The sequence below is a fragment of the Pseudothioclava alba genome (genome assembly GCF_033100795.1).
Lineage (GTDB): Bacteria > Pseudomonadota > Alphaproteobacteria > Rhodobacterales > Rhodobacteraceae > Pseudothioclava.
In genome coordinates, this window is record NZ_JAWLVI010000001.1 from 426,385 (window position 1) to 443,538 (window position 17,154).

The window sequence follows — 17,154 nt, forward strand, 5'->3', positions numbered from 1 at the left end:
TGTCGGCCCCGGCCTTTGGTTGACGGGCGGGGGTGAGCCGTTACTAAGTCACAGGAGAAGGATTTTCAACGCGCCTGCGCGCGCGGCAACGAAAGGGTGAACTATGGCGAAGGTTGCGTTTCTGGGGCTTGGCGTGATGGGCTATCCGATGGCGGGGCATCTGGCGGCAAAGGGCCATGAGGTCACGGTCTATAACCGCACGTTTGCCAAGGCCGAAAAATGGGTGGCCGAGCATGGCGGGGCTTGCGCCAAAACGCCCTCCGAGGCCGCAAAGGGCGCCGAGTTCGTGATGACCTGTGTCGGCAATGATGACGATCTGCGCGTGGTCTGTGCCGGTGCAGACGGGGCATTTGCGGGCATGGACAAGGGCGCGGTTCTGGTCGATCACACAACGGTTTCGGCGCAGGTTACGCGCGAGCTGTCATCGCTTGCCGCCGAGCGCGGGCTTGGCTTCGTCGATGCGCCGATCTCGGGCGGGCAGGCGGGGGCCGAAAACGGTGTGCTGTCTGTCATGTGTGGCGGCGACGCAGATGATTACGCCCGCGCCGAACCGGTGATCGCCGCCTATTCGAAAATCTGCCGCCGTCTGGGTGAAAGCGGGGCAGGGCAGTTGACCAAGATGTGTAACCAGATCGCGATTGCGGGGCTGGTGCAGGGGCTTTCCGAGAGCCTGCATTTCGCGGAAAAAGCCGGTCTGTCGATCTCGGATGTGGTCGAGGTTATTTCTCAGGGTGCCGCCGGAAGCTGGCAGATGTCGAACCGCTACAAGACGATGGAGGCCGACACGTTCGATTTCGGTTTCGCGGTCGACTGGATGCGCAAGGATCTGGATATTTGCCTGCGCACGGCCAATGAAAACGGCGCGAGCCTGCCGGCGACGGCCCTCATCGACCAGTTCTACAAGGACGTGCAAAAGATGGGCGGCGGGCGTTGGGATACCTCGTCGCTGATCGCGCGTCTGCGCAAGTTCGACTGATCGGGGCTGCGGCGCGCCGAACCTGCTTGACGGGGGACGCGCGCCGCGCCAAACCCATCCCCCATGTTACCCACTGAAAAACTTGCCCAGATTCTAGAGCGTTTCGAATATCTCGAGGCGCGTTTGTCTGCGGGCGCGGAGCCTGCGGAAATCGCGCGTATCTCGCGCGAGTATTCCGAGCTAAAGCCTGTCGTCGGTGAAATTCAGGCCTATAATCAGGCCCGCGATGACCTGCGCGAGGCCGAAGGCTGGCTGGCCGACCCCGAGATGCGCGACCTTGCCGAGGAGGAGCTTCCGCGCCTCAAGGCCCGCATTCCCGAAATGGAGCACGCGCTGCGCCTTGCTCTGTTGCCGAAAGACGCCGCCGATGCGCGCCCCGCAATTCTGGAAATCCGTCCCGGCACGGGCGGCGAGGAGGCCGCGCTTTTTGCCGGTGATTTGCTGCGGATGTATCAGCGCTATGCCGAAACCAAAGGCTGGCGGTTCGAGTTGATGGAGTTTTCCGCGACCGAACTTGGCGGCGTGAAAGAGGCCGTCGCGCGGATCGAGGGCGAGGGGGTCTTTGCGCGCCTCAAGTTCGAATCCGGTGTGCACCGCGTCCAGCGCGTCCCCGAGACCGAAGCGGGCGGGCGCATCCATACCTCGGCGGCGACCGTGGCGGTTCTGCCCGAGGCCGAAGAGGTCGACATCGACATTCCGGCAGGCGACATCCGTATCGACACGATGCGCTCTTCGGGCGCTGGCGGTCAGCACGTCAACACGACCGATTCCGCCGTGCGGATAACCCACTTGCCGACGGGGCTGGTGGTGACAAGCTCTGAAAAGTCGCAGCACCAGAACCGCGCCAATGCGATGGCTGTTCTGCGCGCGCGGCTGTATGAAATGGAGCGCGACCGCGCCGCCAAGGAACGCGCCGATAGCCGGAAGGCTCAGGTCGGGTCGGGCGACCGCTCGGAACGCATCCGCACCTATAATTTCCCGCAAGGCCGGATGACCGATCACCGGATCAACCTGACGCTCTATTCGCTGGGGCAGATTATCGAGGGCGATCTGGACGCGGTAATCAATGCGCTGATTGCCGACGATCAGGCAGCCAAGCTGGCGGAGATGTCGCAATGAAGGCGCAGGCAGCGCTTGTTCTGGCCTCGCGTCGGTTGGCCGAGGCGGGGCAGGCGGGCGCGGCAGGGGATGCGCGGCGCTTGCTGGCCTTTGCGATGGGGCTTGCGCCTGATCGCCTGACGCTCGCGCTGCAAGATGATCTTCCGCCCGAGGTCGAGGTTGCGTTCGAAGCCGCAATCACCGCGCGTCTGGCGCATCAGCCTGTCAGCCAGATCACCGGAAGCCGCCTGTTCTGGGGGCGCGAGTTTCGGGTCACGCAAGATACGCTCGACCCGCGCCCCGAGACCGAAATTCTGGTTGCCGCCGCGCTGGAACACCCGTTCACCAAGGTGCTTGATCTGGGCACAGGCACGGGCTGCATCCTGATTTCGCTGCTCAAAGACATGCCCTTTGCAGCCGGAACTGCCGCCGATCTGTCCGAGGCGGCGTTGGCCATCGCGCGCGAAAACGCAGCGCGGCACGGTGTCGATACCCGCGCAGGGGTCGTATGTTCGGATTGGTATTCGCGGATCGACGGGCGCTTCGATCTGATTGTCTCCAACCCGCCCTATATCGGGGCGGATGAAATGGCGGGCCTGTCGCGCGATGTCCACGACTGGGAGCCGCATCTGGCGCTGACGCCGGGCGGGGACGGGCTAGAGGCCTACCGCCAGATTACGCGCGGCGCAGGGGCGCGGCTGATGTCGGGCGGGCGGATCGTGCTGGAAATCGGGCCGACACAGGCAGAAGCCGTTTCGCACATGCTGCACGCCGAAGGGTTCACGCATATCGAGGTGCGCCAGGACCTTGACGGGCGCGACCGCGTGGTTCTGGCGCAAAAACCGCAAGATGACACCGGCTGCGGCTGTGCGTAGCCCGCACACAGGCGTATTTGACACAAAGCGGCGCTAAACTGGTCGCATAAGCAAGATTTTAGCTTGTAACTGCGCGCACATCATGCTTATCAGGATTTGCGCAGGGTGGAAGCTTGCTCCCCCGCGCGGCTCAGCTTCACATAGCCGTTCCTGATCTGCGCGAGATCGCGCATCCCGCAAAGACCGGCTCTGCAAGGGCTCTCGCAGCCAGATCCAAGGCCCGCAATCGGGCAGAATGAACAAACGCACATGAGATCTTCGAAATCCCGCTCGCGTAACAAATCGAACCGCCAACGGTCGATGGGCAACGTCGTCAACCGCGTCTTCGATTCCAACGGTCCCGAAGGCAAGGTCCGCGGCACGCCGCAGCAGATCATCGACAAATATCTTCAGCTTGCCCGTGATGCCCAACTTGGCAACGACCGCGTGGCCGAGCAGAACTTCTTGCAACACGCCGAGCATTACACGCGGATGCTGGGGGCTGCGCAGCGCGAGATGGCGCAGCAGCAAGAAGAGCGTCAGCGCCAGCAGCAGTTCCAGCGCGATCAGCGCCAGAACGGTGATAATGGTGACGTGAACAACCAGCGCGACGATGCGCGCCAAGGCGAGGATGACAGCGCTGGTCTGGTCGAGACGCCGGAATCGCGTGCGCCCCGTCAGGCGGTCGAACCCGTTGCGGCAGCCCCCGCAGCCGAAGCTCCGGCAACCGAGGAAGGCTCCGCTCCCCAAGCCCCCGCGGCAGAGGACGAAGCACCCGCGAAAAAGCCGCGCCGTCCGCGCGCGCCACGCAAACCCCGCGCGCAAAAGGGCGAGGGCGAAGCGCCCAAATCCGACGACGCCGCGTAAGGTGGATGAAATCAGGAAGCCGCGCCCGAAACGGCGCGGTTTTTCAGTTCTGGCGGGCGGCCTCGACGATGCGGGCCAGCCGGCAGAACGCCTCGATCGTCACGCGCTCGGCGCGCTCGGTCGGTTTGATGCCAGCTTCTTCCAAAAGCGTCTCGATTTGCGGATGCACGCCTTTAAGCGAGGCCCGCAGCATCTTGCGCCGCTGGTTGAAGCCTGCCGCGACAACCTCGGACAAGATTTTTGCATTCGCCGGATAGCGCGGTTCGGGCAGCGCCTTCAGATGCACAACCGCCGAATGAACCTTGGGGGCAGGGGTGAAGGCCTCGGGTGGCAGGCTCATCACGATACGCGCGGTTGTGCGCCATTGCGCAAGGATCGCAAGGCGCCCGTAATGGTTGTCGCCCGGCTGCGCCACGATCCGTTCGGCCACCTCGCGTTGGAACATCAGCGTCAGGCTGTCCCACACCGGCGGCCATTGCGCGGGCGTTAACCAGCGCACCAGAAGCTCGGTCCCCACATTATAGGGCAGGTTCGCGGCAATCTTGATCGGCGGCGTCAGGTGGCTCAGCACATCGACATCCAGCGCGTCACCGTTAATGACCTCAAGCCGACCGGGGTAATGCGCGGCAATCTCGGCCAGCGCGGGGATGCAGCGCGCATCCTTTTCCACCGCCAGCACGCGGCGCGCCCCCTCGGCCAAAAGCCCGCGCGTCAGACCGCCGGGGCCGGGGCCAACCTCGAACACATCGCAATTAGTCAGATCACCGGCCGAGCGCGCGATCTTGGCGGTCAGGTTCAGATCCAGCAGGAAGTTCTGGCCAAGCTGCTTTTTCGCGACCAGTTCATGCTCGCGGATTACCTCGCGCAGGGGCGGAAGCCCGTCGATTGCGGCCATGGGTCGAACTCCTGTCATTTCCGCGCGTTGATCGCACAGCCCCCTTCGCGGTTCAAGGCTTGGCATTTGAGCGCTTTGCACGCGCCTCCGGCCTTGCTACACCAGAGCGGACTATAAGGAGCAGAAACGATGACAGGCTTTTCCGAGACCCTGCAATTAATGCTGGACGATTTGGAGGAGGCTCCGCCCGAGTTTCGCCCGACGAATTTCTGGTCAACGGGGCTGCCTGCGATCATCCATGACATCGAGAAACTGGGGATCGAGGGGTTTCGCACGCACCCGTCTGCGACGTTCTTTTATGTGCCGGTTTACGGCTCGAAAACGCTGCGCCGCTATGGGTCGTGGCTGCTGCCGCTGGTCGATAAACTGCCCGCGCGCAAGCGTGCCCGCATGATGAAACGCCTGACGCATTCGGACCGCGCGGCGCTTGATTACCGGCTGTTCCGCGCGACCGAGGTTGAGGGTGGGCTGGCGCTGGATGTAGTCAGCGAAAGCGAAGTCGGCGCGGGCGAGCGGTTCATATTTGACGCGCGCCGCTACAGCCGCTCGATGCTGAACTACCTGCGCGGGCTGAACCTGTATAAGCGCCATGCGGACAGCGCGGCTTGGCAAAGCTGTCTGGAAATCGGCGGCGGATACGGCACGCTTGGCGAGATATTGCTCAAAGCGCAGCCCGAGGGGCTTTATGTGAACGTCGATATTCCGCCGGTCGCAGCCGTTTCGACTTGGTATCTGCAGCAGGTGTTCGGGGCGGAAAATGTGCTCGATTACGCGCAAAGCCGCCAGATGTCTGAGATCGACCTGACCGAGATCGCGACCCGCTACAAGGCTGCAGTGCTTTGCCCGTGGCAGTTGCCGCGCGTGAAAGGGCAGGTCGATCTGTTTGTGAACTTCATGTCCTTCCAGGAGATGGAGCCGGATGTCGTGCGCAACTACGTCCGCCTTGTGCAACCGCTGATCGGCAAGAACGTGCTGATGCGCAATAGCGCGGTGGGCAAGAAGGTCGCGCAGAAATCGGGGGAGGTCGGCGTGATAGATCAGGTGAAATCCGGATTTGTCCGCGAGTGCTTTGATCAGTTCGAGACCCTTGCCACCGACGCCTTTGTCTATGGCGAAACAAACGAGAGCGGGAGCTACCAGTCCGAGGTCTCGGTGATGGCGCGTATATCCTGAAATGAAAAAGGGGCCATCGCGGCCCCTTTAGGATCAGAACGGGATTTCGTCGTCGAAGTCCGACCGACCACCACCCGAGGAGGGCTGGCCGCCGCCTTGCGGGCCGCCGTAGCCGGGATCATCATAGCCGCCACCGTAGCCGCCGCCCGAGGATTGGCCGCCACCATAGTTGCCGCCACCCTGACCACCGCCTTGCGGGCCATCAAGCATTGTCAGCGTCCCGTCAAAGCCCTGCAGCACGATCTCGGTCGTGTAGCGGTCCTGGCCGGATTGGTCCTGCCATTTGCGCGTTTGCAGTTTGCCCTCGATATACACTTTCGAGCCTTTGCGCAGGTATTGTTCCGCGATTTTCACGAGACCTTCCTGAAAAATCGCGACCGAATGCCATTCCGTGCGCTCCTTACGCTCGCCCGAGTTACGGTCGCGCCAGGTTTCCGAGGTCGCGATGCGCAGGTTGCAGACCTTGCCGCCATTCGAGAAGGTCCGAACCTCGGGGTCGCGCCCCAGATTGCCGACCAGAATGACCTTGTTTACCGAGCCTGCCATATATCCCTCCGCGAAGCCTGCCGCAGGTTGATGCGGCGAATCTGTCAATGTCCCGAATGTATAGAGCATGGGCGCTGGCTTCGGAAGCGAACAACTCCGCGCCCGACGGGCAGGATATTGCCATCCGCTGGAAAAGAGGGTTTTGCGGCTCGGGTTTTCGATATAGGTTTGGCGCGCGAGATAACCGAAGAACAGGTCATTCATGCAGGTTAAACGCGCCCTTACGGGAGCACTGGTTGCGATTTTAATGGCTGGCGGGGCCGGTTCGGTCATGGCCGAGGGGCTGCGCCTTTCGGGGTCGTCCACCAAATCGAGCGCCGTGCTGTTGCAAAACAAGATGCGTGTGCTTGATGGCCGCGCCTCCGAGCAATACGGGTTTTCCTCGCGCCTGCGTCCGGGTGCCAAGGCGGGCAGCACCGATTACGCCAGTGCGATCCCGAGTTATAGCGGCAAATACAAGGGCCAATACCTGTCGGCGGCTAAGGCGGCAGCCGCGCGCCACGGCGTGCCCGAGGATCTGTTCTTGCGCCTCGTGCAGCAGGAAAGCGGCTGGAACCCGAATGCGAAGTCTCACGCAGGAGCGATGGGGCTGGCGCAGCTGATGCCCGGAACGGCGGCGCGGCTTGGCGTGAACCCGCGCGATCCGCATCAGAACCTTGATGGCGGCGCGCGCTACCTGCGGATGATGTATAATCGCTTCCGCAGCTGGCGGCTGGCGCTGGCGGCCTATAACGCGGGGCCGGAGGCGGTCGAGAAACACGGCGGCATTCCGCCTTACCGCGAGACGAAAAACTACGTCCGCGCCATTCTGGGTAGCTAAAATCCCAAACCTGACGCATGAAGTTTATGCGCCAGTGGATTGTTTTATCACGGAATAATGCGCGTGTATTTGGTGCCGGCCAGCGAGGCGCCCGCGATCAGACCCGCCTGGCCATAGACAAGCGCGACGATCGGCTTTTGCGTGCTGGTGGTGTCCGCCCCCAATGCGCCGCCACGATCGGGCAGTGCATAGCGGGCATCGGCCCCAAGCTCCCAGCCCTCTGCCGAACGGAAGTTGGCCAGCGCCTCTTGCGTCATGAAGAACAGCGCATGGGCAAACTGCTGCACACCGATCTGGAACCCGACCGAAGCCGACGCTGCCGAATAGTAATCGACCGAGACATTGTTGATCCGCAGCGCGCCGCGACCATAGCTGCCACCGATGCCAAAGCCAGCCTCAGTCATCAAGGGCATGTAAAGAACGCCAACGGCCTTTTGCTCAAGGTCGCGCGTGCCGGGGTATTTCGTCAGCAGGAAGTTGCGCGCCGCATCGACGCGCCCGTCAAGCTTGTTCGCGCCATTGCTGCCGACACCGTTGCCACAAGCCGCAAGGCCAAGCCCCGCACCGCCAAGCGCCAGAAGGGTTCGTCTGGAAAAATGGGTCATAAGATGCTCCGCTCATATGGTCGGGCCTTATGCTGGCCCGTTTTCAGAATTTATAGGTCAAACGCCTGCGTTTGTCACTTTATCTTGTGGCTACGTCGGCGAAAAAACGCCTTTGACCGCGGGGTTACAGCCCATCCGCCCGCAAGAGCCGCGCTGCTGCGGGCGCGAAATAGCTCAGCACCCCGTCGCAGCCCGCGCGGCGGAACGCCATCAGGCTTTCCAGCATCACCTTGTCGTGGTCAAGCCAGCCGTTCTGCACCGCCGCCATCAGCATCGCGTATTCGCCCGACACCTGATAGGCATAGGTCGGCACGCCGAACTCGGCCTTCACCCGCGTGCAAATGTCGAGATAGGGCATACCGGGTTTCACCATGACCATATCCGCGCCCTCGGTCAGGTCGCGCGCGATCAGGCGCAGCGCCTCGTTCGCGTTGGCAGGGTTCATCTGGTAGGTCTTTTTGTCGCCCTTGAGCGCGCCTGTCGCCCCCACCGCATCGCGGAACGGACCATAAAAGGCCGAGGCGTATTTGGCCGCATAAGACAGGATCGTCACGTTCTGGTGGCCAGCCGCCTCCATCGCGTCACGCAGCGCGCCGATCCGCCCGTCCATCATATCGGACGGCCCAAGGATGTCGGCGCCTGCCTCGGCCTGCGCCAGACCCATTTTTACAAGACATTCAACGGTTTCGTCGTTCAGGATAATCCCGTCACGCACCAGCCCGTCGTGGCCATTCGCGTTATAGGGATCAAGCGCGATGTCAGTCATGATCGCGACCTCGGGGGTGCGTTCCTTGATCGCGCGGATCACCTTGTTGGTGAAATTCTCGGGGTCCCAGGCGGCCTCGCAGCTTTCGGTTTTGACCGCCGGATCGGTGTAGGGAAACAGGCAGATCGCGGGAATACCCAGCTCGGCGGCCTCTTCCGCTGCCCGAAGTGCGCCGTCAAAATCGCGCCGCACCACGCCCGGCATCGAAGACACCTCGACATTCGCGCCCGCAACATCGGTCACGAAAATCGGCCAGATAAGGTCTTTGGTGCTAAGGCGATGTTCCTGCGCCAGATCTCGCAACGCGGCCGACGAGCGCATACGGCGCATACGGGTGCGGGGGAAGGGGGGCAGGATCGGGGTCATGGCGGTCTCCTTTAGGCTTGTCCTTTCGGTGCCACGGATCGCGCGCTGCTTCAAGTAGCAGCTTGCCCTCAAAGTGGCTTGCAACGCGGGCGCGAACGGGCGAAACCCTATGGAAACGATCCGCGGGGGCAACGTGAGCATCTTCAACACCATCCTTGACCTGATCGCGATGCGGTCTTTTTCAAACCTGTGGTATTGGATCGCTCTGGCGGTGACGTGGTCCTCGGCCTCGCATTGGGTGCTGGGAATTCCCTTCGACATGGTGTTGCGCGCAAACCGCAAAGGCGGGCAAGCAGAGGCCGACCTTTTGGCGCTGACGCGGATCAATGTCGCGCGGCTGATGACGATTGTGCGCGAAGCGGGGCTGGTGCTGGCGATCATGGTGCCCGCGCTGCATAGCTTTCTGCTGATTACCGGCTTTTTCTATGGCTCGGAGCTGGCGCAGGCGGTGTTTCTGATCCTGTTTCCGCTGACGCTTGTCTGGGCGCTCGGGTTGCGGCGCGCGGCTTTTCTGGAGCAGGCGTTGCGTGACGAGGTGCCGGTCGGGTTTATCATCGCGCAACTGACCAAGCATCGCATCACCGTGCAGGCGATCGGCATTCTTGCGATCACGCTGGCGGCCTTCTGGGGGATGTATATGAACCTGCGGTATTCTGTGCTCTGACGCTTGACACCGGCGCGCGCTTCGATACCTCGGGTGCCATGGAACATTATCTGCTCTCGGGTGCCCCGGAAGGGTTTGACGCGCGTCTTTTGGCGAAGGAACTTGCCAAGGGACAGCCGGTTATTCATGTCGCGCGCGATGATCGCCGGCTTGAGGCGATGCGGGCGGCACTTGGGTTTTTCGCGCCCGAGGCGGTGGTTCTGTCTTTTCCGGCGTGGGATTGTCTGCCCTATGACCGCGTTTCGCCGAACGCCGATATTTCCGCCACGCGGATGGCGACGCTGGCCGCGCTTCAGGGCGGTATTCCGGGGCCGGTGGTTATTCTGACGACGCTTGCGGCTGCGATGCAGCGGGTGCCCGCGCGCGAGGTTCTGGCGCGGTCTTCGTTTTCGGCGCGCGTGAGCGGGCGGATCGACGAGGCAAAGCTGCGCGATTTTCTGGTGCGGATGGGCTTTTCGATGGCCTCAACGGTGTCCGAGCCGGGCGATTACGCAATCCGTGGCGGCATCATCGACATCTATCCGCCGGGTGAGGGCGGGCCGGTGCGGCTTGACCTGTTTGGCGATGTGCTGGACGGGGCGCGCCGCTTTGATCCGGTGACGCAGCGCACGACCGAAAAGCTTAAGGCGATCGAGCTGGCGCCCGTGTCCGAGGTCATTCTGGATGATGCCTCGATCACGCGCTTCCGGCAGAATTACCGCGTCGAGTTTGGTGCGGGCGGGGCCGAGGACCCGCTTTACGAGGCGGTCTCGGCGGGGCGTAAGCACGCCGGGATGGAACACTGGCTGGGTTACTTCCACGAGCGGCTGGAGACCCTGTTCGACTATCTCCCCGATGCCAGCGTGATGCTGGACGACCAGATCGAGACGCAGCGGGATGCGCGGTGGGTTTCGATTGCTGATCAATACGATACCCGACTTGAGGCGATGAAACGCCGCGACCGCGTGGACAGCGTTTATAAACCTGCCGCGCCCGATCTGCTGTATCTGGATGAGGCCGCGTGGAAGGCAGTTCTGGCGCCCAAACGCGTGGTGCGGTTTCAGGTGCTCAATGCGCCACCCGGACCGAATGTTCTGGATGCCAGCGGGCGTTTGGGGCGCAATTTCGCGCCCGAGCGCAAAGTCGAAGATGTCAGCCTTTTCAGCGCTTTGAAGGATCATATTCAAGCGCGTCAGGCGGTTGGGCCTGTGGTTGTGGCCTCGTGGTCCGAAGGCGCGCGCGAGCGCCTTAAGGGGCTGCTAGAGGACGAAGGGCTGGACGGTGCCACCCAGATCCGAGATGCGCGCGACATCAAGCCGGGGGTCAATCTGGCAATCTGGGCGCTGGATCAGGGCTTCGAGGTGGCGGGCAAAGAACCGCTCACCGTGATCTCGGAACAGGACGTTCTGGGCGAACGGCTCGTGTCGCGCCCGCGCAAAAAGCGCAAGGCCGACAATTTCCTGACAGAGCATACCACGCTTAGCCCCGGTGATCTGGTGGTTCATGTCGATCACGGTGTCGGGCGCTATACGGGGCTGGAAACCATCACCGCGCTTGGCGCGCCGCATGATTGCGTCGCACTGGAATATGCGGGCGGGGACAGGCTTTATCTGCCGGTCGAGAATATCGAACTGCTCTCACGCTACGGCCATGACGAGGGGCTTCTGGACAAGCTCGGCGGCGGCGCGTGGCAGGCCAAGAAGGCCAAGCTGAAAGAGCGGATCCGCCAGATTGCCGATAAGCTGATGCGGATCGCGGCCGAGCGCCACCTGCGCAGCGCGTCCATTCTGGAGGCGCCGCATCACGAATGGGAGGCCTTTGCCGCGCGTTTCCCCTATACCGAGACCGACGACCAGATGACCGCGATCGAGGACGTTGTGAACGACCTTTCGTCCGGCACGCCGATGGACCGTCTGGTGGTGGGCGATGTGGGCTTTGGCAAGACCGAGGTCGCGATGCGCGCGGCCTTTGTTGCCGCGACAGCGGGGATGCAGGTCGCCGTGATTGCGCCCACGACGCTGCTTGCGCGCCAGCATTACAAGACCTTCGCCGAACGTTTCCGGGGAACGGCGATCAACGTGCGGCCCCTGTCGCGCTTTGTCTCGGCCAAGGAGGCCGCAAAGACCCGCGAGGGGCTTGCCGATGGCACGGTCGATGTTGTGATCGGCACCCATGCGGTGCTGGCGAAGGCAGTGAAATTCGCCAATCTCGGGCTTTTGGTGATTGATGAGGAACAGCATTTCGGCGTGAACCACAAAGAGCGGCTGAAAGAGATGCGCTCGGAAATCCATGTGCTGACGCTGACCGCGACGCCGATCCCGCGCACCTTGCAGCTGTCGCTGACGGGGGTGCGGGATCTCTCGATCATCGGCACACCGCCGGTGGACCGTCTGGCGATCCGCACCTATGTCTCCGAGTTCGATGCCGTCACCGTGCGCGAGGCGCTGTTGCGCGAACATTATCGCGGTGGCCAGAGCTTCTACGTTGTGCCGCGCATCAAGGATCTGCCCGAGGTCGAGGAGTTCCTGAAAACCCATGTCCCGGAAGTCAGCTATCTGGTGGCGCACGGGCAGATGGCGGCGGGCGATCTGGATGACCGGATGAATGCGTTTTACGATGGGAAATATGACGTGCTTTTGGCCACGACCATCGTTGAAAGCGGGCTGGATATTCCGACCGCGAACACGATGGTTATCCACCGCGCCGATATGTTTGGCCTGTCGCAGCTATACCAGATCCGCGGGCGCGTGGGGCGGTCGAAAGCGCGGGCCTATTGCTATTTGACGACCAAGCCGCGCCTGCCGTTGACGCCGCAAGCAACCAAGCGTCTACGGCTCTTGGGCAGCCTCGACAGCCTTGGTGCGGGCTTTAACCTCGCCTCGCAAGACCTTGATCTTAGGGGCGCAGGCAACCTTTTGGGTGAAGAGCAGTCCGGCCATATCAAAGAGGTCGGCTACGAGCTTTACCAGTCGATGCTGGAAGAGACGATTGCCAAGCTGAAGTCGGGCGAGTTGGGCGAGGTCGAAAGCGATGGCCAATGGGCGCCGCAGATCAATCTGGGCGTGCCGGTGATGATCCCCGAAAACTATGTGCCGGATCTGGATGTGCGACTGGGGCTGTATCGGCGCCTGTCGGGTCTATCGAAAAAGGTCGAGTTCGAAGGCTTTGCCGCCGAACTGATCGACCGCTTCGGCCCGCTGCCGAAAGAGGTCAACACGCTCTTGCTGGTCGTTCGGATCAAGGCGATGTGCAAACGCGCCCATATCGCGCGAATGGATGCGGGGCCGAAAGGCTGCACGGTGCAGTTCCACAAAGACAAATTCCCGAACCCCGAAGGGCTGGTCGAATTCCTCACCGCCGAGCGCGGGTTGGCCAAGATCACCGGCAACAAAGTCTCGATCCGCCGCGACTGGACGAAAGATGCGGACAAGATCAAAGGCGCGTTTTCGATTGCCCGCGATCTGGCGGCGCAGGTGGCGAAGGTTTCTTAAGGCGCCACGCGCTTCATCAGGAGCCATGCCGACCCCGAACACAGGAATGTCGCCGCCACCAGCGGGCGGGCGGTGCCGTCGAACATCAAGCCAACGGGGCCAGCGATCAGCACCGCGCAAAGAGTTGAAATCGCCGTAATAACCGAGGCCGCGATGCCCGCGATGTGGCCCATCTTCTCCATCGCGAGCGCGTTGATATTGCCGAAGGTGACGCCCGCCATAAAGAACACGCTCACCGCCCAAGCCCAGACAAAGATAAAGCCTTCGGGTCCCTCGCTTAAGCCCGAAAACGCCAGAATGCCCATAAACCCCGAGGCGATAATCTGCATCAGATACGACCCCGAAGCGATCTTGCGCATCCCGAGGCTCATCACGAATTTCGCGTTGAAAATGGTGCCAGTGCCCGCGACAAGCGCCATTGCGGCAAACCAGAGCGCGAATGTGTCGGTCACGCCATGCGCGGCGAAAAGCTGCTGCGAGGACGAGATCATCGCGAACATCTGTCCGAAGCCAAGGGACAGAACCACAACGTAAATCCGCACATCACGGTGCGAGAGGATTTCCTTGATCGCGCTCCAGAGCGTCGCCAGATGCAGCGGGCGGCGACGCTCGGGGGGCAGGGTCTCGGGCTGGCGGATCATCAGCCACCCCGCGCCGATCAGCCCGAAAACCGCAAACGACCAGAACACCCCGCGCCAGCCCGCAAACGAAATCACCAGCGCCCCGATCGAAGGCGCCACCGCCGGCACAAGAATAAACAGCATCATGATGAACGAGGTAACGCGGGCCATCTCTCGCCCCGCGTAAAGGTCACGCACCAGCGCCATCGAGACAATCCGCGCAGCCGAGGCGCCAAGTCCCTGAACCACGCGCGCAACCAGCAACGCCTCAAGGCTTTGCGCCTGAGCAGCCAGCATGGCTCCGACAAGATAAACCGCCGTTCCAGCCAAAATCACCCGCTTGCGCCCGAACGCATCCGACAGCGGCCCGACGAAAAACGTCCCCGCCCCGAGGCCCAGCATGAACGCCGTCAACACAAGCTGCGCGCGGTTCGGATCATCCAGCGCGAATGTCGCCGCGATCTGTGGGAAGGCGGGCAGCATCGCGTCGATCGAATAGGCAACCGTCGCCATCAAAAGTGCAAGCATGACGGTAAATTCGGTGCGGGAGAGGCGCCGCTCGGGTGCTTGAGCTTGGGTATCTTTCACGGGGGGACTACTTTTCATGGACTTCCGCGCCAGATTAGACCTGTGGATATGTGAAGGCCAGCACCCCGAAAGCGCAGTGCTCTGTGCAAATTTGCGCGGGTGTCTACTGCTTCGAAAGCGAGGGCGCCACGCCTTGCAGGTCTTCGATGACCTTCAGCCACAGTTCGGCAGGCTGCGCGCCCTCGACCGCGTGCTGGTTGCCGATCACGAAGGTCGGCACCGCCTTGATGCCGCGCTGGCGGGCGTATTGGTCGCGCGCGGTGATCTCGTCGATGTCCGAGTCCGAGGCCAAAAGCCGCTCGACCATCGCGCGCTCCATGCCGCAGCTTTGCGCGATTTCCGCCAGCACCGTTGCGTTGCCAATATCGCGGCCCTCGACCCAAAACGCACGCATGATCGCATCCACAACCGGACCCTGACGCTCCTCCAGCCCCGCCCAATGGATCAGGCGATGCGCGTCCAGCGTATTGGGCTGGCGGAGCACACCAAGGATATTCAGCTCGACCCCTTCGGCCTTGCAGATGTCCATGATCTGCTGCGTCATCTTCACCGCACCCGCCTGACCGAATTTCGCCTCAAGGTAATCGGCACGGCTTAGCCCCGCTTTCGGCATGGTCGGGTTAAGCTGGAACGGATGCCAGACGACCGAAAACCCGTGATCGGGCCGCACCGCCATCGCGCGCTCCAGCCGCGATTTGCCAATCAGGCAAAACGGGCAAACGGGATCAGAGAAAATGTCGAGCGTTGTCATCGGTCAGTCCTTGGTCTGCGGCCAGTTCTCGCGCAGCGCGCGGCGGTTGATCTTGCCATTCGGGTTGCGCGGGATGGCGGGCACGCGGGCGTAGATCCGCGGCTGCTTGTAGCGCGCAAGGTGTTCTGTTGCAAAGGCGGCAAGCGTGTCTTGCGTGGCCTCGCCCGTGTAGGCTAGTGCGATGACTGAGGCTTCGGCAGAGACGCTGATTTCAACGGCGGCAACATCGCCCGCGTCCGCGCAACGGGTCAGCGCGGCTTCAACCTCAAGCGGCGAGACCCGAAACCCACCCGCGTTCATCATATCGTCGTCGCGCCCCAGATAGGTAATCGCGCCATCCTCGGCCATCGACACCGTGTCGCCGGTGACGAACCACTCGCCCGTAAAGCGCGCGGCGGTTTCTTCGGGCGCGCCCCAGTATTCCAGAAACAGACCGGGGTCCGAACGATGCACCGCCAGCGTGCCGGGGGCATTGGCGGCAACCACTGCGCCTGCGTCATCCAGCACTGCAATGCGGCGGCCCGCTTGCGGGTAGCCTGCTGTGCCTTCGGGGGCAGGGCGCGCGGGCGATCCCGAGATAAAGGTCGAACATTCGGACATGCCAAGCGCTTCGTAAACCTCGGTTCCGGCGGCATCGCGCCAGTGCTGGAGGGTCAGCGCAGGCATCGCCTCTCCGGCGGTCAGCCCGTGGCGGAGCTTCGGCAAATCAAGCTTCTGGTGGTGCTTCAGGATTTGCCGGTAAACCCCTGGTGCCGCTGCAAAAATCGTCGCATCAAAGCGCTTCAGAAGCAACGGGATCTGTTCCGGCAGGACACCCGCGCCGGGGATCAAGGCCGAGGCGCCCACGCTCCACGGGTCCATCAGGCCGGTTCCCAGAGTATAGGTCCAGTTAAAGGCGCCCGCGTGCAAAAGGCGGTCGGCCTCGGTCAGACCATACCAGCCCTCATGCATCATCTGGCGCGCCCAGATCGCACGGTGGGCATGGGCGACCGCGCGCGGATTTCCCGAGGTGCCGGAGGTGAAAATCAGATAACCAAGCCGGTCCGGCGCACCCATGTCGTAATCGCAAGGCGGCAGGTCTTCGAAGCCGCGTAACTCGTCTTCGGTAATGACCTGCGTCACGTTGTCGGGCAGGGCAATACCGTGCCCCGCCACCACCAGCGCGGGCGAGACCTGCGCCGCCATCTTGGTAATCTCTTCGACGGTTAGCTGCGACGAGGTCGGCACAGGCACAAAGCCCGCTGCGATAGCCCCCAGAAACGCCACCGGAAATTCAGGCGTATTCCCCAGGCGCAGCAAAATCCGGTCCCCCGGCTGCAGCCCCAAGGCGCGAAAGCCGCTGCCCGCGCCGCGCACAGCCTTTTCCAGCCGCCCATAGGACCACCGTTCAGCCCCCGTCGGGCGCACGATTTGCAGCGCCATCTTTTCTTGCAGCCTTTCGGCATGGCGCAACACATGCGCCGCCATGTTGAAGGCGGAGGGCGGGGCGGGGATCGGGTCAGAAATATATTCAGCGCGCATGAGGCTAGCTACGCCCGCTGGCGCGCGCTTTCAAGACTAGGCGTCATCCCCGAAACGCGCATCGTCGGCATATTCGTCCTCGCCATCGGGAATATACTTGGCCGAATTGGTGATCGAGTGGTTGTCATGCGCGGGGTCCATCACCACATCGGCGGGCAATTCTCCCATGATCCAGTTGCGGATTTCCTCGCGCGCGTCTGCCGGAGTCTGATCGGTTATTTCGGCGATATAGGCGATGAACGCGCGTTGCTCGCCGTCGATTTCATCCAGAGAGTCCTCGTCGGCGTCTTCCCAGCGGTCCATGATCGCTTCGTAAAAGGCGTGCCAGTTTTCCTCGATGTGATGCCATTTCATCTGCGCCTCCTTGCGGGGATATGCGTCCCGCAAGGTCAAGTGTGCGCCGCGACAGGGCGCTTGGCAAAGGATTTTTTCGCTATGGTTTGCGAGGGCTTAACGCTTAGAACCATTCCTGCATCGTGCGCGCGCCGCCCGAGATGTCGTCACCGATCCCCGCGACCGTGTTGCAGCCCGCCAGCGCAAGGGTGAGCGCGCCAATTAGGATGAGTTTCTTCAT

17 protein-coding genes are annotated in these 17,154 nt (G+C 62.5%); 8 read left to right on the forward strand and 9 right to left on the reverse strand.

What is annotated here, in order from left to right:
• Positions 1-103 precede the first annotated feature (103 nt).
• The 4 genes from RYZ20_RS02085 (at position 104) to RYZ20_RS02100 (ending at position 3,795) form a co-directional block, all read left to right on the forward strand.
• A complete protein-coding gene (locus RYZ20_RS02085) occupies positions 104-976 on the forward strand; it encodes an NAD(P)-dependent oxidoreductase (RefSeq protein WP_317670213.1) in 873 nt (290 codons plus the stop codon).
• A gap of 63 nt (positions 977-1,039) precedes the next feature.
• Positions 1,040-2,095 carry a peptide chain release factor 1 gene (gene prfA / locus RYZ20_RS02090; RefSeq protein ID WP_317670214.1) on the forward strand — a complete coding sequence of 352 codons (1,056 nt, stop codon included), beginning with the start codon at positions 1,040-1,042 and terminating at the stop codon, positions 2,093-2,095.
• Positions 2,092-2,949, forward strand: coding sequence for a peptide chain release factor N(5)-glutamine methyltransferase (prmC, locus tag RYZ20_RS02095; protein ID WP_317670215.1), 858 nt, complete (start codon positions 2,092-2,094; stop codon positions 2,947-2,949). Before prfA ends, prmC begins: the two co-directional genes overlap by 4 nt.
• A gap of 249 nt (positions 2,950-3,198) precedes the next feature.
• A complete protein-coding gene (locus tag RYZ20_RS02100; RefSeq protein ID WP_317670216.1) occupies positions 3,199-3,795 on the forward strand; it encodes a DUF4167 domain-containing protein in 597 nt (198 codons plus the stop codon).
• A gap of 43 nt (positions 3,796-3,838) precedes the next feature.
• On the opposite strand, the gene rsmA is transcribed toward RYZ20_RS02100, so the two are convergent.
• Positions 3,839-4,690, reverse strand: coding sequence for a 16S rRNA (adenine(1518)-N(6)/adenine(1519)-N(6))-dimethyltransferase RsmA (gene rsmA, locus RYZ20_RS02105; RefSeq protein ID WP_317670217.1), 852 nt, complete (start codon positions 4,688-4,690; stop codon positions 3,839-3,841).
• Positions 4,691-4,819: 129 nt separating this feature from the next.
• Between rsmA and RYZ20_RS02110 the strand changes: the two genes are divergently transcribed.
• Positions 4,820-5,863, forward strand: a complete 1,044-nt coding sequence (locus tag RYZ20_RS02110; protein WP_317670218.1) for a putative sugar O-methyltransferase — start codon at positions 4,820-4,822, stop codon at positions 5,861-5,863.
• A 33-nt stretch (positions 5,864-5,896) separates the two neighbouring features.
• On the opposite strand, the gene ssb is transcribed toward RYZ20_RS02110, so the two are convergent.
• Positions 5,897-6,409, reverse strand: coding sequence for a single-stranded DNA-binding protein (gene ssb / locus RYZ20_RS02115; RefSeq protein WP_317670219.1), 513 nt, complete (start codon positions 6,407-6,409; stop codon positions 5,897-5,899).
• A gap of 202 nt (positions 6,410-6,611) precedes the next feature.
• Here ssb and RYZ20_RS02120 point away from each other — a divergent pair, with 202 nt between their 5' ends.
• The gene (locus tag RYZ20_RS02120; RefSeq protein ID WP_317670220.1) at positions 6,612-7,229 is read left to right on the forward strand and encodes a lytic transglycosylase domain-containing protein; all 618 of its coding nucleotides are present in this window, start codon (positions 6,612-6,614) and stop codon (positions 7,227-7,229) included.
• Between the two features lie 47 nt (positions 7,230-7,276).
• On the opposite strand, the gene RYZ20_RS02125 is transcribed toward RYZ20_RS02120, so the two are convergent.
• Positions 7,277-7,834 carry a lipid-binding SYLF domain-containing protein gene (locus RYZ20_RS02125; RefSeq protein ID WP_317670221.1) on the reverse strand — a complete coding sequence of 186 codons (558 nt, stop codon included), beginning with the start codon at positions 7,832-7,834 and terminating at the stop codon, positions 7,277-7,279.
• Positions 7,835-7,958: 124 nt separating this feature from the next.
• A complete protein-coding gene (hemB, locus tag RYZ20_RS02130; RefSeq protein WP_317670222.1) occupies positions 7,959-8,966 on the reverse strand; it encodes a porphobilinogen synthase in 1,008 nt (335 codons plus the stop codon).
• 109 nt (positions 8,967-9,075) lie between these two features.
• Between hemB and RYZ20_RS02135 the strand changes: the two genes are divergently transcribed.
• Both RYZ20_RS02135 and mfd read left to right on the forward strand, forming a co-directional pair.
• On the forward strand, positions 9,076-9,630 hold the full coding sequence (locus RYZ20_RS02135) for a component of SufBCD complex (protein WP_317670223.1): 555 nt from the start codon (positions 9,076-9,078) through the stop codon (positions 9,628-9,630).
• Between the two features lie 38 nt (positions 9,631-9,668).
• A complete protein-coding gene (mfd, locus tag RYZ20_RS02140; protein WP_317670224.1) occupies positions 9,669-13,100 on the forward strand; it encodes a transcription-repair coupling factor in 3,432 nt (1,143 codons plus the stop codon).
• Here mfd and RYZ20_RS02145 read toward each other — a convergent pair.
• The 5 genes from RYZ20_RS02145 to RYZ20_RS02165 form a co-directional block, all read right to left on the reverse strand.
• Positions 13,097-14,326, reverse strand: a complete 1,230-nt coding sequence (locus tag RYZ20_RS02145) for a multidrug effflux MFS transporter (protein WP_317670225.1) — start codon at positions 14,324-14,326, stop codon at positions 13,097-13,099. The genes mfd and RYZ20_RS02145 overlap by 4 nt on opposite strands.
• 85 nt (positions 14,327-14,411) lie before the next feature.
• Complete coding sequence (locus tag RYZ20_RS02150; RefSeq protein WP_317670226.1) at positions 14,412-15,059, reverse strand: DsbA family oxidoreductase; 648 nt, start codon at positions 15,057-15,059, stop codon at positions 14,412-14,414.
• Positions 15,060-15,062: 3 nt separating this feature from the next.
• Positions 15,063-16,580 carry a class I adenylate-forming enzyme family protein gene (locus tag RYZ20_RS02155; RefSeq protein ID WP_317670227.1) on the reverse strand — a complete coding sequence of 506 codons (1,518 nt, stop codon included), beginning with the start codon at positions 16,578-16,580 and terminating at the stop codon, positions 15,063-15,065.
• Between the two features lie 36 nt (positions 16,581-16,616).
• A complete protein-coding gene (locus RYZ20_RS02160; protein WP_317670228.1) occupies positions 16,617-16,934 on the reverse strand; it encodes a hypothetical protein in 318 nt (105 codons plus the stop codon).
• A gap of 103 nt (positions 16,935-17,037) precedes the next feature.
• Positions 17,038-17,154: an entericidin EcnA/B family protein gene (locus RYZ20_RS02165; protein ID WP_317670229.1), complete on the reverse strand. Its 117-nt coding sequence runs from the start codon at positions 17,152-17,154 to the stop codon at positions 17,038-17,040.

Bases quoted from the DNA above. Each gene is read 5' to 3' on its own strand.
- RYZ20_RS02100 (WP_317670216.1), top strand. From the start codon at position 3,199: ATGAGATCTTCGAAATCCCGCTCGCGTAACAAATCGAACCGCCAACGG.
- RYZ20_RS02145 (WP_317670225.1), bottom strand. From the start codon at position 14,326: ATGAAAAGTAGTCCCCCCGTGAAAGATACCCAAGCTCAAGCACCCGAG.
- RYZ20_RS02165 (WP_317670229.1), bottom strand. From the start codon at position 17,154: ATGAAGAAACTCATCCTAATTGGCGCGCTCACCCTTGCGCTGGCGGGC.
- RYZ20_RS02155 (WP_317670227.1), bottom strand. From the start codon at position 16,580: ATGCGCGCTGAATATATTTCTGACCCGATCCCCGCCCCGCCCTCCGCC.
- hemB (WP_317670222.1), bottom strand. From the start codon at position 8,966: ATGACCCCGATCCTGCCCCCCTTCCCCCGCACCCGTATGCGCCGTATG.
- ssb (WP_317670219.1), bottom strand. From the start codon at position 6,409: ATGGCAGGCTCGGTAAACAAGGTCATTCTGGTCGGCAATCTGGGGCGC.
- RYZ20_RS02120 (WP_317670220.1), top strand. From the start codon at position 6,612: ATGCAGGTTAAACGCGCCCTTACGGGAGCACTGGTTGCGATTTTAATG.
- RYZ20_RS02110 (WP_317670218.1), top strand. From the start codon at position 4,820: ATGACAGGCTTTTCCGAGACCCTGCAATTAATGCTGGACGATTTGGAG.
- prfA (WP_317670214.1), top strand. From the start codon at position 1,040: ATGTTACCCACTGAAAAACTTGCCCAGATTCTAGAGCGTTTCGAATAT.
- RYZ20_RS02135 (WP_317670223.1), top strand. From the start codon at position 9,076: ATGGAAACGATCCGCGGGGGCAACGTGAGCATCTTCAACACCATCCTT.
- RYZ20_RS02125 (WP_317670221.1), bottom strand. From the start codon at position 7,834: ATGACCCATTTTTCCAGACGAACCCTTCTGGCGCTTGGCGGTGCGGGG.
- mfd (WP_317670224.1), top strand. From the start codon at position 9,669: ATGGAACATTATCTGCTCTCGGGTGCCCCGGAAGGGTTTGACGCGCGT.
- RYZ20_RS02150 (WP_317670226.1), bottom strand. From the start codon at position 15,059: ATGACAACGCTCGACATTTTCTCTGATCCCGTTTGCCCGTTTTGCCTG.
- prmC (WP_317670215.1), top strand. From the start codon at position 2,092: ATGAAGGCGCAGGCAGCGCTTGTTCTGGCCTCGCGTCGGTTGGCCGAG.
- rsmA (WP_317670217.1), bottom strand. From the start codon at position 4,690: ATGGCCGCAATCGACGGGCTTCCGCCCCTGCGCGAGGTAATCCGCGAG.
- RYZ20_RS02160 (WP_317670228.1), bottom strand. From the start codon at position 16,934: ATGAAATGGCATCACATCGAGGAAAACTGGCACGCCTTTTACGAAGCG.
- RYZ20_RS02085 (WP_317670213.1), top strand. From the start codon at position 104: ATGGCGAAGGTTGCGTTTCTGGGGCTTGGCGTGATGGGCTATCCGATG.